The organism is Comamonas jiangduensis (assembly GCF_030162955.1).
GTDB lineage: Bacteria > Pseudomonadota > Gammaproteobacteria > Burkholderiales > Burkholderiaceae_C > Comamonas > Comamonas jiangduensis.
Genome location: NZ_JARXOV010000012.1, coordinates 82,852 through 98,882, shown reverse-complemented (window position 1 = coordinate 98,882; position 16,031 = coordinate 82,852). Strand labels below are relative to the sequence as shown.

Genomic DNA, 16,031 nt, shown 5'->3' with positions numbered 1-16,031 from the left:
GATAGGGACAACGGCGCTTACACCGAAGCGGCTCGCTTGATGTGCTCCAGCACATCTTTGGCGCTGGCAGGGATGGGCGTGCCGGGGCCGTACACGCCCTTGACCCCTGCTTGGTAGAGAAAGTCATAGTCTTGCGCGGGCACCACGCCGCCGACAAATACGATGATGTCGTCTGCACCTTGTTTTTTGAGCTCTTCAATGATCGCTGGCACCAAGGTTTTGTGCCCCGCTGCCAAGGTGGAGACACCCACGGCGTGCACGTCGTTTTCAATGGCCTGGCGGGCGCACTCTTCAGGTGTTTGGAACAGTGGGCCCATATCCACGTCAAAACCCAAATCGGCAAAGGCCGTTGCGACCACTTTGGCACCACGGTCGTGGCCGTCTTGGCCCAACTTGGCAATCATTACGCGAGGACGGCGGCCCAGTTGCTCAGAGGCCGTGTTGATTTCAGACTTGAGTTGATCCCAGCCTGCGGCGGAGTCATAAGCGGCAGCGTACACACCGGTCACCTTTTGCGTATCAGCGCGGTGGCGGCCATACACCTTCTCCAGCGCATCAGAAACTTCACCCACTGTCGCGCGCAGGCGCACGGCCTGGATGGACAGCTCCAGCAGATTGCCTTGGCCCGACTGCGCTGCAGTTGTGAGAGCATCCAGCGCTTGCTGCACCTTGGTTGCATCGCGTTTTGCCTTGATATCTTTCAGGCGCGCAATCTGGCTGTCACGTACCTTGACGTTGTCCACGTCCAAGATCTCGATCGGGTCTTCTTTGGCCAGCTTGTATTTGTTGACGCCCACAATGACTTCTTTGCCAGAGTCAATGCGCGCCTGCTTTTCAGCGGCAGCCGCTTCAATCTTGAGCTTGGCCCAGCCACTGTCCACCGCTGCGGTCATGCCGCCCATGGCATCCACTTCCTCAATGATGGCCCAGGCCTTGTCCGCCATTTCCTGGGTGAGCTTTTCCATCATGTACGAGCCCGCCCAGGGGTCGATCACGTTGGTGATGTGGGTTTCTTCCTGGATGATGAGCTGCGTATTGCGCGCAATGCGGGCTGAGAACTCGGTCGGCAGCGCAATCGCTTCGTCCAGCGCATTGGTGTGCAGCGACTGGGTGCCGCCAAACACGGCGGCCATGGCCTCTATCGTGGTGCGCACCACGTTGTTATAGGGATCTTGCTCGGTCAAGCTCCACCCCGAAGTCTGGCTGTGCGTGCGCAGCATCAGGCTCTTGGGGCTCTTGGCATTAAAGCCCTGCATGATGCGGCACCACAGCAGGCGGGCGGCGCGCATCTTGGCAATTTCCAAGTAGAAATTCATGCCCACGGCCCAGAAGAAAGACAGGCGGCCAGCAAATGCATCCACATCCATGCCCTTGGCAATCGCGGTTTTGACGTATTCCTTGCCATCGGCCAGCGTAAAGGCCAGCTCCAGCGCCTGGTTGGCCCCGGCTTCTTGCATGTGGTAGCCCGAAATCGAGATCGAGTTGAACTTGGGCATGTTCAGGCTCGTGTACTCGATGATGTCGCCAATGATTTTCATCGACGGCTGGGGCGGGTAGATGTAGGTGTTGCGCACCATGAACTCTTTCAGGATGTCGTTCTGAATGGTTCCAGAGAGCTGGTCTTGCGCCACGCCCTGCTCTTCAGCAGCCACCACATAACCGGCCAGAATCGGCAGTACTGCGCCGTTCATGGTCATGGAGACCGAGACCTTGTCCAGCGGGATCTGGTCAAACAACACTTTCATGTCTTCGACCGAGTCAATGGCGACCCCAGCCTTGCCGACATCACCGGTTACGCGGGGATGGTCGCTGTCGTAGCCACGGTGCGTGGCCAAATCAAAGGCGACGGACACGCCTTGACCGCCAGCCGCCAATGCCTTGCGATAAAAAGCATTCGATTCTTCCGCCGTTGAGAAACCCGCGTACTGGCGAATCGTCCAAGGGCGGCCTGCGTACATGGTGGGCTGGGGGCCGCGGATGTAGGGGGCAAAACCGGGCAAGGTGTCGGTATAGGGCAGGTCTGCAGTATCGGCAGCCGTATACAACGGCTTGACCTCAATGCCATCGGGCGTTGTCCAGTTCAGATTGCGCACATCGCCACCGGGAGCGGCTTTGGCAGAGGCTTTTTCCCAATCTGCCAAATTGTTGCTTGAAAATACCGCACTCCCATTGGCCGCAGCTTGGCCTTGTTTGACATCATTACCCATGGCTAAAACAGTCTCCGTTGTGGTTTTGTGCTGGTAAACGCCAGTTGATCAGCACCGCTCATTATTCATAATTATGAATACATAACCACATGCACAGACCTAGGGTTAGCCCCTAAAAACCTATGACGGAAACCACCGCCCTGCTCACTCCCAAGCCTCTGTATGTAGAGGTTGCGGAGCTCGTTCGCCAGCAAATTTACAGCCGGGAATTAGAGCCCGGCAGCTGGATCGACGAGATGAAGATGGTGGAAAAATTTGGCATCAGCCGCACCCCCTTGCGCGAAGCGCTGAAAGTGTTGGCCGCCGAAGGGCTGGTGACCATGAAACCCCGACGCGGTGCCTATGTGACGGAGGTTTCAGAAAAAGATTTGCATGACGTCTACCACCTGCTGTCTTTGCTGGAAAGCGATGCGGCTGCCGTGGTTGCCGAAAAAGCCAGCGATGAGCAGTTGCAGCAACTGCACGATTTGCACCACGATTTAGAACAGGCCGTCAGCAATGCCGACCAGTTCTTTCACATCAATGAACGGTTTCATATGGCGTTGCTGGCCATGTGTGACAACCGCTTTCTATCGCAAACCGTGGCCGATTTACGCAAGGTCATGAAGCTGAACCGCCACCAGTCCTTGTTCAAGCGTGGCCGTATTGAAGACAGCCTGAAAGAGCACAGCGCCATCATGCAGCATCTCAACAACCGCAACGCCGAAGCCACGCGCCAAGCTATGCAGGCGCATTTTCGCAATGGCTTGGCCGCTGCTGCATCCCGCAGCTAAACCCGGCGCTCTACAAGAGCTATCTGTACTGACCCGCCACACAAAGACACTGCCATGCACCCGCGCACTCTTACTGCTTGTTTTTTGCCGGTGTTCAGTGACAATCAAGGCTGTCATGTAATGTTGATTCGATTGCAGCTTTGACGACCCACTTGCTTCAAAGGACACCAACGTGCTTGGTTCATTTGTTTCTGACAGCGCTCACACGCCCCTGGCAAGCCCCTTGGTGCAGGCCAGCCACAACACCGCCCTGGTTCTACTGTCGTTGCTGATAGCCTTTGGCAGCAACTGCGCCGCCTTGTATATGGCGCACACCAACCGACGCACTTCCCTAACCAGTCACCGCCGCGTTTTGCTCCTGTGCGCCAGCATGCTGCTGGGGCTGGGTATTTGGGCCATGCACTTTATGGGCATGCAGGCAATGCGCCTACCCATGCCGGTGCGCTATGACACCCTGGGCATCCTCTTGTCCATCATTCCCGGGATGGTGGCAGCCTGGCTGGCGTTGCACGCTTTGCAGGTCAAGCATCCTTCCAACCAGCGGATTGTCACCAGCGGCTTCTTGGTGGGCCTCGGTATTGCTGCCATGCACTACAGCGGGATTGCCGCCATGCAGTTGCAAGCGCAGCTGCACTTTCTGCTCCCACAGTTTCTGCTTTCCCTGCTGCTGGGCCCAGTCTTTGCAATTGCGGCTTTTGCAACACACCGCTGGCTGTACCAACGCGGCCTTGAAAACCTGCACTGGGCGTGGCGGCTGCTGCCGCCATTGCTGCTGACGGTGGCAATGGCCAGCATGCACTATGTGGCCATGCACGCCATGCGCTTTGATTTAAGTCACCACCCCATGGCCAGCCAGCTGCAACCCACAGGGCTAGAAAACCACCAAACGCTGTCGCTGGCGATTGCTGCCACCACCGGCATAGTGTTTGTCATTTTGGGGCTGGCCCATGCGGTGCTGCGTTACCGCGATTTGTGGCAAGCCTTGGCGGTGCATGATGCCCGCCTGAACGCCATGGTAGATACGGCGGTTGATGGCGTTATCACCATCAACGAGCGCGGTCTGGTACAGGATTTCAACCCCGCAGCCGCACGCATTTTTGGGTATGCCAAAGACGAGGTCATTGGCCGCAATATTTCAATGTTGATGCCCTCGCCCTTGGCCGAGCAACATGACGCCCACCTTCTAAAACACGTCGGCCACCCCGAAAAAGCCATCACGGTCACTGACCGTGAAGTGCTGGGCAAGCGCAAAGATGGTCGGCATGTGCCGCTGCATCTGGCCATCGGTAAAGCATCGACGCCTTCCGGCATCCTGTTTGTTGGCTATCTGCAAGACATCTCCGCGCGCAAACGCACCGACGCCCAGTTGCGCATTGCGGCCAGCGTCTTCCAGCACGTGCGCGAAGGCGTGGCGATTGTGGATGCCAACCACAACATCTCCGACGTCAACCCGGCTTTTTTGCGGCTGATGGAAAAGTCGCGCGAAGAATGTGTGGGCCAGGCATTAGAAGCGCTCTATGAAGAGGCCGACTTTCCATCCGATATGGGTAAATTGTGGCAAACCGTGGCTTCCCAGCAGTACTGGCAAAGCGAAATCATGGTCACGCGCCGCAATGGCACGCTGTGGATACAGCGCCTGTCCATCTCTCCGGTGCTCAATGAGCACCAGCGCACCCAGCACTTCATTGCCGTCATCAGCGATGTGAGCGAGCGCCCCGGGCCAGAGGCTGCACGCTCCAGCGTAGATTGGCACGACAGCGCAACGGGCCTGCCTGCGCACAAATTATTCATGGAGCGCCTGAGCAGCAGCTTGCTGAATGCCAAACGCAAATCCACCCATCTGGGCGTGATGCTGGTCAAAACAATTGCCCGCCCCGCCCCGTCCATACAACCCGCCAGTCCCGATCACACTGGGGCACTGCAACTGATGGCGCAGCAGCTGCAACTGCAACTGCGCAGCACCGACACCCTGGCGCGCTGGGCGGATGACCAGCTCGCCTTGCTGCTCACAGGCATCGACGACGCCGAAACATTGCACGCCTTGGTGCAGCGCCTGGAGCAATCCATGAGCGACAGCCATATCAATTACTGCCAGTACGCGGTTGATGAAATTCAGCTGGGCTGCACCAGTACCTTACATGCCATGGGGACAGCCAGTGAGTTGATAGCGCTGGCCGTGGATGATTTGCGGCCTTTGCATACCCAGCCCAAGCCGCTGCCCCACTAAAAGCGGGCAAACATGCCGCACAATGGCTGCCTGACTGCACCTGTTGCTCTATTTTTTGCATGCCCTCTTGTATTGAAGCTCCTGAAACACCCGCGCTGGTGGCGATGCGCGGTGACAACGCGTTTGACCACTGGCTGCTCACTTGCGGCCAAAACCCCTGGGAGCCCTTAAGCCCCAATGCAGCCAAACCGTACGGGTTTATCTGGCACTCGTGGCTGCGCTTTCTGGCCCCTGACGGCGGTGGCGATCCCCACGCCTGGGCGCATGCCACGCCGCAGCAGGTGCTGGCCTTCATCAACCACGGCCCGCAAAGCCCGAAACACACCAAGCCCAGCGACATCACCCGCCGGCGCTACTGGCGCGTGCTCGATCGTGTGTATGACCACGCCGTGCTGCACCGCTGGGCAGCCAGCAATCCGGCGCAAGGGATTACGGCGCAAGACATGCCCCCCAGTGAAGACCCCAAAGGCGCCGTCTTGTCAGCGCGGATGTGGCGGGCGCTGGAGCGGCAAATTCCCCAGCCGGACGACCTCATCAGCTGCCGCGACCGCGCCGTGCTCATGCTGTTGATGGAACTGGGCCTGACGCCCGAGGAAGTGCGCTTGCTGGAACTTGGCCACCTGCGCTGGAGTGAGCAAGAGCAAGCGCCCCGCACCATCGTGGCGCTGCAAATTGAGGGTGAGCGCGACAAGCAAAGCCGCACCCTGCCTATCTCCGCCAAACTGGATGGCGCCCTGCGCCACTGGCTGCAAGCGCGTGCGGGCTACCACGCCATGCAAGGCCAGCCAGCATTGTTTTGCACCCGCAAAGCGCCGCAGCTGTCCAACCACACCTTGCTGCACTTGGTAACCAAAACCCTCAAGCAAGCCGCTGCTGCCAGCCGGTTGGACGAGCCTGCGCGCATGGGCCCGCAGGTGCTGCGCAACACGGTGCTGGTGCAGTGGCTGGATGCGGGCTGCAGCGTGCAAGAGGTGCTGGAGCGCGCAGGCATGAAAAGCCCCAACGCCTTGCAGCATTTGCGCGCCTACATCGCTGAAGAAATCGCGCTGAACTGATACGGACTCTGAGCCAGAACCTTAGCCTCAGTTTGCACCCGAGGCTGTAACGCGGCGGCGCAAACCGCCCAAGCCTCGCTGGGCTTTGGCACTCCCATAAAAATAGCTGCCAGCGCTTGTTGTGCTTTGATTTCAGATGCTTTTTCATCTAAAACCAAGCAATTACAAGCGCTGGCAGCTCTTATTTTTGAGTTTTACCCGCGACTTACTAGTGCTCACACAGCTTAGGCAAGCCCTGCATTACGCAAAGTGACCGCCCCAGACTCCGGCCAGAGGCATTACTTCTGGCCCGCTTGCTTGGCCGCGAAATAATCCTTGGTCAGCTTGATCACCACCGGAGACAGCAGCAACAGCGAAATCAGGTTGGGAATCGCCATCAAAGCGTTGAGCGTATCGGCCACCAGCCACGCCACGTCCAGCGTCACCACGGCCCCCGTGAACACGCCCGCCACCCACAGCAGGCGGAAAGGCTTTTCGCAAACCGGGCCAACCAGATAGTTCCAGCACTTCTCGCCGTAATAGGCCCAGCCCAAGATGGTGGTGAAGGCAAACACGGCCAAACTGATCGCCAGCAAATACTTGCCAAACCCAGGCATGGCAGCTTCAAAGCTTTGCGTGCTCAGCACGGCACCACTGGCACCGCTGCTCCACACGCCGCTGACCACAATCGCCAGCCCCGTCATGGTGCACACGATGATGGTGTCAATGAACGTGCCCATCATGCCCACAATGCCCGAAAACACCGGGTCTTTGCTCTGGCCTGCGGCCTGCGCAATACCAGCCGTGCCCAAGCCTGCCTCGTTGGAGAAAATACCGCGCGCCACCCCCATGCGGATGGCCATCAGCACGGTCGAGCCCGCAAAACCGCCCACCGCAGCCGTGGGGCTGAAGGCTTCGCGCACGATCAGTGCAAAAGCGGCCGGAATTTCCGTATAAAACGTGCCCAGCACCCACAGCACACACAAGATGTAAACCACACACATGGCGGGCACCAGCTTTTCCGCCACCGCGCCAATGCGGGTAATACCGCCCAGCACCACCGCAGCCGTCAGTACCGCAATCACCAGGCCCGACACCCAGGTCTGCAGCCCGAACGCGCTGTGCATGGCCGAAGAAATACCGTTGGCCTGCACCATGGCGCCAATGCCAAAGCCGGCAAAACCACCAAAAATGGCAAATGCCGTAGCCAGCCAGCGCCAGTTGGCGCCCAGCCCGTTTTTGATGGCGTACATGGGACCGCCCACCCACTGGCCCTTGGCGTTCTTTTCGCGGTACTTCACCGCCAGCACCACCTCGGCGTACTTGGTGGCCATGCCGACCAAAGCCGTCATCCACATCCAAAACACTGCTCCGGGGCCCCCCACGGCAATCGCGGTGGCCACCCCGGCAATGTTGCCGGTACCCACCGTGGCTGACAAAGCCGTCATCAGCGCCGCATACGGAGAGATATCGCCGTGCTCTTTGGCATCGACCGAGCGGCTCTTCCAGATCATGCGGAAACCGTAGCCAATATTGCGCAAGGGCATAAAGCCCAAACGCAGCTGGAGATAAAAACCAGTCCCCAAAATCAGCACGATCATCGGGACACCCCAAACCAAACCGTTGAGGCTTTGGAGCCATTCTGTGAGTTGTTGCATAGCGTGTTTTTCTTGAATTTCTAGCGTCTGCGCCGCTGCCAGCCTGTGGCACCCTCGCAAAACACAATGGCGACATTCTCCACCCACGATGCGTGCTGCGCAGCGAGTTGCGCCCTTTTCCCTTCAGCAAAACATGCTCTGGCGCATAAATTGCTTCGTTTTGCGCATAGATTTCACCAATCAAAGGCCGCTATGCGCACGCTGTACATCGTCAAGGCTGGGAGCACGTTTGCACCCATTGCCCACACACTGGGGGATTTTGAGCACTGGATTGCCACCGGGTTGGCCCCAGCACATGTTCAGGCGGCGCAGCGCCCGGCGATGGCCCTGCTGCACGCAGCCAACACCACGCACGGCAGCGTGGCTTACCCAGACCCACAGCAATGCGCCGGGGTGGTGATCAGCGGCTCGCACGACATGGTGACCGACAGCGCCCCCTGGATGCAGGAACTGGCGCAATGGCTGCACCGCGTCTGCATGGCGGGCGTTCCCGTACTGGGCATTTGCTTTGGCCACCAGTTGCTGGCACAGCTGCTTGGAGGCCAGGTCAGCATGCACCCTGCCGGTCTGGAGCTGGGCACTGTCCCCATCGCCATCCAGGCCGACGTCTCGCAAGACCCGCTGTGGCAGCACATGCCGCAGCGTTTTGAGGCCAATGTGGTGCACTACCAAAGCGTGCGCCGTCTGCCACCAGGCGCTTGCGTATTGGCGGGTAATTCACACGAACCCCACCAAGCCTTTCGCTGGCGCAACAACGTCTGGGGGGTGCAGTTCCACCCCGAATTCAGCCAGGAAGCCATGCAGCGCTATATCGACCACGTGGTGCAGGATTTGGCCAAACACGGCGCCAGCAGCCTGCCACCACGCCAGTTGCACTGCAGCGCAACCCCTGATGCGGCCCAACTGCTCTACCAATTCATGCTGCATACCCAGCACTGGGCTGCGCAACAAACGGCAGGGCGCTGTGCGGCCTGATCGGACTTGCATCAGCACGCACAACCGACGCTGTCCGACGTGCGGCTACCCAGAATATGTCTAGAGTGACTGCATTCACTTTTTAGGAGCATTGCAGATGATGGCATTACTCGGCACCTTGCTGGTTGGTTTGGTCGTGGGCTTGATAGCACGGGCGCTCAAGCCCGGTGATGACGATATGGGCTGGATCATGACCATCGTGCTGGGCGTTGTGGGTTCGTTTTTGGCCAGCTACGCCGGACAGGCCATGGGCTTTTACCCACCGGGCAGCAGCGCGGGATGGATTGCTTCCATCATTGGCGCCATCGTGGTTCTGTTCCTCTACAACCTGGTGAGCAGCAAGACCAAGTAATACCACTGCCATATCGCACACCTTGATGCATCTGATTGGCCTATGACGACACAAGGCGCGCAACGCCATCCTGAGCTTGGGCATATGCCCACTACCTCCGCTGCTTTGCAGCAAGCCATTGAACGCAGCCGCGCCAAGCTGCATCAGCGTGCCCTGTGGGCAGGTGCGGCCAGTGCGGTTCCTATTCCGGGGCTGGATTGGGCCGTGGATGCGGCCATTTTGTCCAAGCTGCTGCCTGATATCAGCGAAGAATTCGGCTTGGCGCCCGAGCAATTGGATGCCCTGGATCCCACCGTGCGCGACCAAGTGCAAAAAACCGTGGCTTTGGTGGGCTCGGTCTTCATTGGCCAGTTGCTCACGCGCCAAATGGTGTTGCGCATTGCCCGCACGGTAGGCGCACGCATGGGCGCCAAGCAATTTGCCAAGTTCATCCCGTTTGCCGGGCAAGCCATTGCGGCCGTGGTCGGGTATGGGGCTTTGCGTTATTTGGGCCAGCGGCATATCAATGATTGCGCCCATGTGGTGGCACAGGCCCAGGCGCTACAGCCCAGCGCTGATGCCACGCGCGCCTAATCCACCGGCCGCACCTGCACGGCGCGCACACCGTTGCACAGCGGCACAGCACCCACCAACTGTGCAGGTTTTGGGTTGTATGCCCCTCAACCCTTGGGCACGCAATGCTTAAATCAGGACATGACCAGCACCACCCCGCAATACTGGCTCATGAAAAATGAGCCCGACGAATACTCCATCGACCACGCGTTGAATGCTCCCGGCCAGCTCATGCCGTGGACCGGCGTGCGCAACTACCAGGCGCGCAACTTTATGCGCGACCAGATGCAAGTCGGGGATGGCGTGCTGTATTGGCACTCCAGCTGCGCAGAGCCGGGCATCCACGGCATCGCCCGGATTGCAGGCAATCTGCGCGTAGATCCCACCCAGTTTGACCCCGCTGATCCGTATTACGACCCCAAGTCTTCCCCCGACCAGCCCCGCTGGCTGCTGGTGGATGTGCAGGCCGTGAAAAAAACACGCTATGTCTCGATTGCGGAGTTGCGCGAGCACACCGCCCTGGCGCAGATGCGTGTGCTGCAACGGGGCAACCGGCTGTCGATCACCCCCGTCACGCCCCAGGAGTGGGACTACATCATGCAGGTCATCTTGAAGTAAGCGTCAGCAAATTGCGCAACGCGCGCGCCCACGCAGATGTGCCTGCGGACGAAGGCCTGCTGCCCGATGTCGACAGTGCCGTCACCGGAGGCAATTCAGAGCGCCAGCGCCGCACCCGCGACACGGTGGAGGCCGCGCTGTCCAACATTATTTTGCTGGGCACCGAAGAACAAGTGCGCATGGCAGCGCAAGCGGCGCAAGACATGGTGGCCGGTCGCCCGGTGCAAACCGCGGCCTTGGTCTGCAGCTTGCGGCAGTTCATCCGCGCGGCGCTGTATTTGGAAGCCATTCCGCCCGATGTCACCATCCCCAACCAGGGGCCACTGCGCCCGAGCAGCAGCACGGCATCGACTGGCCGGCGCAGCGGCAATGCCGAAAGCCCAGCGGGTGCGGGCAACCGTGTCGGTGCTCAAGGTAGTGGCACTGGCGGCGCAGGGATGGGCATGGGGCTGGGCCCTGGTATCCGCAAGGATGGCGGGAGCTAAGCGCTTGGCGCCCATAACGCCCATTCAAACCACATAAAAACATAGCTGCCTGCGCTTGTCTATATTGGCCTGGAGGCATATTTTGCTCAAATTCTGCACATCCCTTTTACCTACTGGTGACAACAGCCCTGTCGACGGCCGCATTGGCGCCCCCTCTGCAGCGGCCTCGCCATGCGGTAGGCTTGGGGTGCTGTTTTTACAGAAACTGTATATTTGTACAGTTTTCACGCCTACACACCCATGCAACGCCCCAACGCCTTTGACACCGAACATGGCCAACCCTTGCTGCTCAGCAGCGAGCAACTGGCCATCGTCCACCGCACACAGCCCTCTGCCATCATTGCGGCACTGGCGGGCACGGGCAAAACCACCACGCTGGCGTGCTGCGCCGTGCAGGCGCTGCGCAGCAACCCCGAGGCGCGCATTCTGGTGCTGGCTTACTCCAAATCAGGGGTAGAGGCCTTCCAGCAACGCCTGCAAATGCTGGTGCGCAGCAAGCCCGCCACGGTGCAGATCACCACGCTGGAGCGCTGGTGCGCGCGCAGTTTGCGCCAGACCGATCCCGGCCTGCGCTTTCTGACCGACCCGCAGGAACTGCGCCAGCACGCACGGCAGGCCCTGCAGCATCTTGCAGAGCAACTGGAGCGCCAGCCCGATGAGCGCCTGGAGCTGCCCACCGAGGTCGATATGCAGGCGTTTGCCGCCTTCAACCGCGCGGCCAAAAAAACGCTGCTGCTGCAACGCGTGCGCGACGAAGGAGCTGATCTGGCCGAATTTTGCGATGCACACATGCTGGACTACACCCAAGCACGTCTGTTCGCGGCCTATGAGCGGCTGCGCATTGACCACTGCGGTGACACGGCCTACTACGCCGAAGGCGACTGCACCTACGCACTGGCGCAAGACGATGCACCTGAACTGCAGGCCCCCTATGACCTGGTGCTGCTGGATGAAATGCACGACCTGGATCTGGCGTCGCTGACCGTGTTGCGCCAGATGCTCGTGGCCAGCAATGCCCAGTTTTTGGGCGCCGGCGACTTCAACCAGCACATTGAAGACCAAGCCTGGTCGGTGTTCCAAGACCAGTTGCACCAACTGGTTGATTTTCTGCCCCAGCCTACCCACAGCCTGCCACTCACCCAGTCGCGCCGCTTTGGCCCGCAGATTGCACAGGCGGTGAACCAGTGGTTTCAGGTCGACATGAAAGCGCCCAGCACGCGCTACAGCACCGTCACCTACTGGCAGTGGAAAGACGATGCGCAGTGCATAGACCAACTGCTGCAAGCCAAGGCCTCTATTCCAGCCAACGCGCCCTTGACCGTGATCTTGCGCCACCCGCACGACGCCACCGCGCTTGAGCTGGCGATGGACAGCGCAGGCAAAACTGCCAGCTTGCATGGCCTGCAGCATTTTTACCTGCAACGTGAAATTGCTTTGCTGCTGGGGCTGCTGTATGCCCACGGCATGCAAGCGCCCGACTGGAAAAGCAGCACCTGCATCTTGGATGCGCGCATCCTGTCCGCCTTTGTGGACGGCGCGCTGTACTTTGGCAAAGGCCGTATCGACCACCAACAAGCCGACAGTGAGCTGCCCGCCATGGCTGCACAAATGCATGCCAACCCGCAAGCCATCTGGCGTTTTCTGATTGGTGAGCAGAGCCTGCAAGGCGGCCAGCGCAACTTTGCGGCGTTTGGCAATTTTCTCAAGCTGCCCTTGGCACTGCAAAGCAATGCCCAAGCGCTGCTGGAACAAGCCGATGTGTGGGGGCTGTTTGCAGGCACCCCCATGCCCGATGACGACAAAGCGCGTCTGCGCGCACGCGTACAAAGCTTTATGGCGGCGATCGCGGGGCTGAGCGCACCACAAGTCTTGCAGCGTGTGGCCGACCTGGCACAACGCACCCACAAAGCATGGAGCTATGGCACAGGCTTTGATTTTCAGTTGCTGAGCATTGAGCAAGCCAAGGGCCAGGAGTTTGACTACGTGGCACTGCCCTTCCTCAAGCCCGGGCGTTTTCCTGCACCTGCTGCCAAAGCCACTGCATTTTTGGAACGCAACCGGCTGTATGTGGCCATGACACGTGCCAAGCGCAAGCTGTGGTTGCTGGAGCATACAGAGCACCGCATCAGCGCCTTCGACGCCTGACTCACGCAATCTGCGGCAGAGCCCTAGCACTGCCAACACAGCAGCACAATCGCCCTTTACTCTTTTTCAATTCTCTAGAAAGCTTGCCATGGCCTTTGCCGATAACCTGCAACAACTGCCCTCTGTCGACCATGTGGCTGAACTCCAGCTGCGCGATGCACAGGGCCAACTGGTGACCGCTATTCCCAATCAGCCCGGCAAAGCAGGCTCGGTGCGCGTCTACCACGCACTGGCAGCTCGCCATGGCGGCCAAATTACGGTGGCAGCCGCCCACGAAGGACTGGCATTGTTTGCCGAGCACACCGAAGCGGCACGCCTGCATCCCGGCAGCCACCCCAATATTGACCGCCTGTTTCACATCATCGACAGCGGCGAAGCTCTGCAAGTACAACTGGTGCAGCGCTAAGCGCCTGACCCAGTGGGCCAGAAATGGTTTGGGAGGCGGCGCACAGCAATGAGCACGAGTGGCATCCACCGCCCATACCCGCTCCCGCACAGGCGTAAAAAAAACCCACTCAGCATCTGCTGACTGGGTTTGGTTTTTTGTGGTGTGGCAGGGGAGGAAGGACTCGAACCCTCGCATGCCGGAATCAAAATCCGGTGCCTTAACCAACTTGGCGACTCCCCTACGGCGCTCTGATTTGCGTAAACAAACCAGAACTAAATCTGGCAGGGGAGGAAGGACTCGAACCCTCGCATGCCGGAATCAAAATCCGGTGCCTTAACCAACTTGGCGACTCCCCTTGAGAGAAGCCGTGATTATGCCGTCACTTTTTGCTGCAAAAAATGAAAAACGCAAAAAATTGCAGACAAGATTTATCCTGCTGATTAGTTTTTCAGCAACGCACACCAAGCTTGCATATTTTTTATGCAAATCAGCCCATGAACCCGGCACAGCCTCTGCCAGACGCCTGCAGCGGGTCACTGGCATTTTTGACAGACACAGGCTTTGAATAGCTATGTTTGATTACTTATGCGCCTGTTGCAGGCATTTGTAAAGCACAGCCTCCATGCCCATGCCACCAGCGAATGCATGACTGCGCCCTGCCCCGGCCACTTGTAACCGTTCCTACACTCAATCGCATGGAAACCCTGCTGACGGCCGATTTCTGGATCGGCATCTTCAAAATTATTTGGATTGACGTCATCCTCTCCGGGGACAACGCCGTAGTTATTGCCCTCGCCGCGCGCTCCCTCCCGCCAGAGCAGCAGCGCAAAGCCATTTTGTGGGGTGCTGGCTTTGCCATCGCGTTGCGGATTGCCCTGACCGTGGTGGCGGCCAAGCTGATGCAACTGCCCTTCCTCGAAATTCTCGGTGGCTGCTTGCTGCTATGGATTGGGGTGAGCCTGCTCCAAGGCGACGATGCCACTGATGACAACACCCAGGGCAAAGGCAGCAAGCAACGCGGCATATTCACCGCCATTCGTACCATTTTGATGGCGGACTTGGTGATGTGCCTGGACAACGTGATTGCCGTGGCCGCCACCGCCCAAGGCGATATGACACTGCTGATTTTCGGCTTGGCCTTGAGCATTCCGCTGGTACTGTTTGGCTCCAGCCTCATGATCAAGTTGATGGACCGCTTCCCTTGGATTGTGCTGCTGGGCGCAGGCCTGATTGGCTGGGTGGCGGGCGAAACTATCGTCAACGACCACATGCTGGACAGCGTGGCTCAGCAGTACCCCGCACTCAAATACGTTGCCGCAGTGCTGGGTGCGGCTTTGGTACTGGCCGTGGGCCGCCATCTACAGCAGCGCAAAACGGCAGCGTTGCAGCAGTCCTTGCGCTGACGGCTGCAGCGCAGCCGTGGTAATTTACCTTTTTGTCACCGCCCCATTCAGCGGCTTGCACGCCCTGCAAGCCGCTTTTTTTGATGCGACAGCACATCAGATGTGGCTGATGCGGCCCGTTAAAAATCAATCAAAATCAGCCCTAACCCAGGCTGCATGCACGCTGGCAGCTCTTATTTTGAAAGATTCAAGCGCCTGCCATCGGCCCCAGCTTGGCCAACGCCGCTTTTTCCTTGGCGGTCGACTCCACGGCAAACTGGCGGTAGCTTTGGCTATTCATATAGATAGGCAGCATCTCAAAGCGCTGCAACATGGCCTGGTAGCTGTCCATCTCCATGGCTTGCTTGAAGGCATCGTGCAGGCGTGTCAGCACATCGGCAGGCATGCCTTTGGGGCCTACCAAGCCAAAAGGCGAATACTGGGTGGTGGGCAAACCCAGCTCAATCAGCGTGGGGGTGTTGGGCAGTGTGGGCAGGCGCTTTTCGGTCCAGACGTTCAGCGCCACCATGCGGCCTTGGTCAACATAGGGAATCACTGCGCTGGTATCGGCCCCCACCATGACTTCGCCCGCCATGGTGGCGCGCATCAGCTCGGCGGAGCCCTTGTACGGCACGTGCACCACGTCCAGCCCCAGTTGCTGGGCAATGATGGCCGAGGTGACGTGCGGCGAGGTATAGGTGCCGGTGCTCCCAATGGTCAGCTTGCCGGGGTTAGCCTTGGCCCACGCCACCACCTCTTGCCAATTCTTCAGCCCGGACTGCGTGCTGGCCACCATGCAAAATGCATAGCCAGTCACGTTGAGGATGTAACTCAAATCATCCACGGGGTTCCACTTCAGGCCCGTGGTGAAAGGCAGGCGCATCACGCTCATTGGCAACTGGGCAATGGTGTAGCCATCGGCCACGGTGGACTGCAGCTGCGCGGCAGGCAGCGAACCCGAAGCGCCGGGGCGGTTTTCCACAATGATGGGCTGGCCCAGAATTTTGGAGGCGTTTTCAGCCAGCTGGCGCATGGTCAGGTCTGTCGGCCCACCTGCGGGGAAAGCCACCACCAGCTTGATGGCACGGGTCGGAAATGCCTTGCTGGCCAAGGCCAGCGAAGGGCTTGCACCCAGCCAAGCACCTGCCGCAGCGGCCACACCAGCTTGCAAACAGGTTCTGCGCGATACCGTCATTTTTTTGTCTCCCATTGGATTGTTTGGCGACAATCAGTGT

At 59.2% G+C, this 16,031-nt stretch carries 15 protein-coding genes and 2 tRNA genes; 12 read left to right on the top strand and 5 right to left on the bottom strand.

The window, feature by feature from the left end; translation table 11 throughout:
- Positions 1 to 17 precede the first annotated feature (17 nt).
- Entirely contained in the window at positions 18 to 2,207 is a 2,190-nt protein-coding gene (gene scpA, locus QEP12_RS10880) for a methylmalonyl-CoA mutase (protein ID WP_284214256.1), read from the bottom strand.
- Positions 2,208 to 2,329: 122 nt separating this feature from the next.
- Between scpA and QEP12_RS10875 the strand changes: the two genes are divergently transcribed.
- From QEP12_RS10875 to QEP12_RS10865, 3 genes are all read left to right on the top strand, one after another.
- Positions 2,330 to 2,980, top strand: a complete 651-nt coding sequence (locus QEP12_RS10875; RefSeq protein WP_219164592.1) for a GntR family transcriptional regulator — start codon at positions 2,330 to 2,332, stop codon at positions 2,978 to 2,980.
- 172 nt (positions 2,981 to 3,152) lie between these two features.
- A complete protein-coding gene (locus tag QEP12_RS10870; protein ID WP_284214255.1) occupies positions 3,153 to 5,207 on the top strand; it encodes a PAS domain S-box protein in 2,055 nt (684 codons plus the stop codon).
- Between the two features lie 59 nt (positions 5,208 to 5,266).
- Positions 5,267 to 6,262 carry a tyrosine-type recombinase/integrase gene (locus QEP12_RS10865; RefSeq protein ID WP_284214254.1) on the top strand — a complete coding sequence of 332 codons (996 nt, stop codon included), beginning with the start codon at positions 5,267 to 5,269 and terminating at the stop codon, positions 6,260 to 6,262.
- Between the two features lie 278 nt (positions 6,263 to 6,540).
- Here QEP12_RS10865 and QEP12_RS10860 read toward each other — a convergent pair whose 3' ends face one another.
- The gene (locus tag QEP12_RS10860; protein ID WP_284214253.1) at positions 6,541 to 7,899 is read right to left on the bottom strand and encodes an alanine/glycine:cation symporter family protein; all 1,359 of its coding nucleotides are present in this window, start codon (positions 7,897 to 7,899) and stop codon (positions 6,541 to 6,543) included.
- Between the two features lie 192 nt (positions 7,900 to 8,091).
- On the opposite strand from QEP12_RS10860, the gene QEP12_RS10855 reads away from it, so the two are divergent.
- The 7 genes from QEP12_RS10855 (at position 8,092) to QEP12_RS10825 (ending at position 13,432) form a co-directional block, all read left to right on the top strand.
- Positions 8,092 to 8,874, top strand: a complete 783-nt coding sequence (locus QEP12_RS10855) for a glutamine amidotransferase (RefSeq protein ID WP_284214252.1) — start codon at positions 8,092 to 8,094, stop codon at positions 8,872 to 8,874.
- 97 nt (positions 8,875 to 8,971) lie between these two features.
- Complete coding sequence (locus QEP12_RS10850) at positions 8,972 to 9,226, top strand: GlsB/YeaQ/YmgE family stress response membrane protein (RefSeq protein WP_219164586.1); 255 nt, start codon at positions 8,972 to 8,974, stop codon at positions 9,224 to 9,226.
- Between the two features lie 84 nt (positions 9,227 to 9,310).
- Positions 9,311 to 9,799: a hypothetical protein gene (locus QEP12_RS10845; protein ID WP_284214251.1), complete on the top strand. Its 489-nt coding sequence runs from the start codon at positions 9,311 to 9,313 to the stop codon at positions 9,797 to 9,799.
- Between the two features lie 120 nt (positions 9,800 to 9,919).
- Positions 9,920 to 10,396, top strand: coding sequence for an EVE domain-containing protein (locus QEP12_RS10840; RefSeq protein WP_284214250.1), 477 nt, complete (start codon positions 9,920 to 9,922; stop codon positions 10,394 to 10,396).
- 11 nt (positions 10,397 to 10,407) lie between these two features.
- The gene (locus QEP12_RS10835; protein WP_348521125.1) at positions 10,408 to 10,881 is read left to right on the top strand and encodes a hypothetical protein; all 474 of its coding nucleotides are present in this window, start codon (positions 10,408 to 10,410) and stop codon (positions 10,879 to 10,881) included.
- A gap of 240 nt (positions 10,882 to 11,121) precedes the next feature.
- The gene (locus QEP12_RS10830; protein ID WP_284214249.1) at positions 11,122 to 13,026 is read left to right on the top strand and encodes a UvrD-helicase domain-containing protein; all 1,905 of its coding nucleotides are present in this window, start codon (positions 11,122 to 11,124) and stop codon (positions 13,024 to 13,026) included.
- A gap of 88 nt (positions 13,027 to 13,114) precedes the next feature.
- The gene (locus QEP12_RS10825) at positions 13,115 to 13,432 is read left to right on the top strand and encodes a DUF2322 family protein (RefSeq protein WP_284214248.1); all 318 of its coding nucleotides are present in this window, start codon (positions 13,115 to 13,117) and stop codon (positions 13,430 to 13,432) included.
- A 145-nt stretch (positions 13,433 to 13,577) separates the two neighbouring features.
- Here QEP12_RS10825 and QEP12_RS10820 read toward each other — a convergent pair.
- Both QEP12_RS10820 and QEP12_RS10815 read right to left on the bottom strand, forming a co-directional pair.
- A tRNA-Gln gene (locus QEP12_RS10820) sits at positions 13,578 to 13,654 on the bottom strand.
- Between the two features lie 39 nt (positions 13,655 to 13,693).
- Positions 13,694 to 13,770 (bottom strand) — tRNA-Gln (locus tag QEP12_RS10815).
- 11 nt (positions 13,771 to 13,781) lie between these two features.
- Between QEP12_RS10815 and QEP12_RS10810 the strand changes: the two genes are divergently transcribed.
- Both QEP12_RS10810 and QEP12_RS10805 read left to right on the top strand, forming a co-directional pair.
- The gene (locus QEP12_RS10810; RefSeq protein WP_284214247.1) at positions 13,782 to 13,979 is read left to right on the top strand and encodes a hypothetical protein; all 198 of its coding nucleotides are present in this window, start codon (positions 13,782 to 13,784) and stop codon (positions 13,977 to 13,979) included.
- Positions 13,980 to 14,109: 130 nt separating this feature from the next.
- Positions 14,110 to 14,817 carry a TerC family protein gene (locus tag QEP12_RS10805; protein ID WP_284214246.1) on the top strand — a complete coding sequence of 236 codons (708 nt, stop codon included), beginning with the start codon at positions 14,110 to 14,112 and terminating at the stop codon, positions 14,815 to 14,817.
- A gap of 187 nt (positions 14,818 to 15,004) precedes the next feature.
- Here QEP12_RS10805 and QEP12_RS10800 read toward each other — a convergent pair whose 3' ends face one another.
- Positions 15,005 to 15,991 carry a Bug family tripartite tricarboxylate transporter substrate binding protein gene (locus tag QEP12_RS10800; protein WP_284214245.1) on the bottom strand — a complete coding sequence of 329 codons (987 nt, stop codon included), beginning with the start codon at positions 15,989 to 15,991 and terminating at the stop codon, positions 15,005 to 15,007.
- Positions 15,992 to 16,031: the final 40 nt, after the last annotated feature.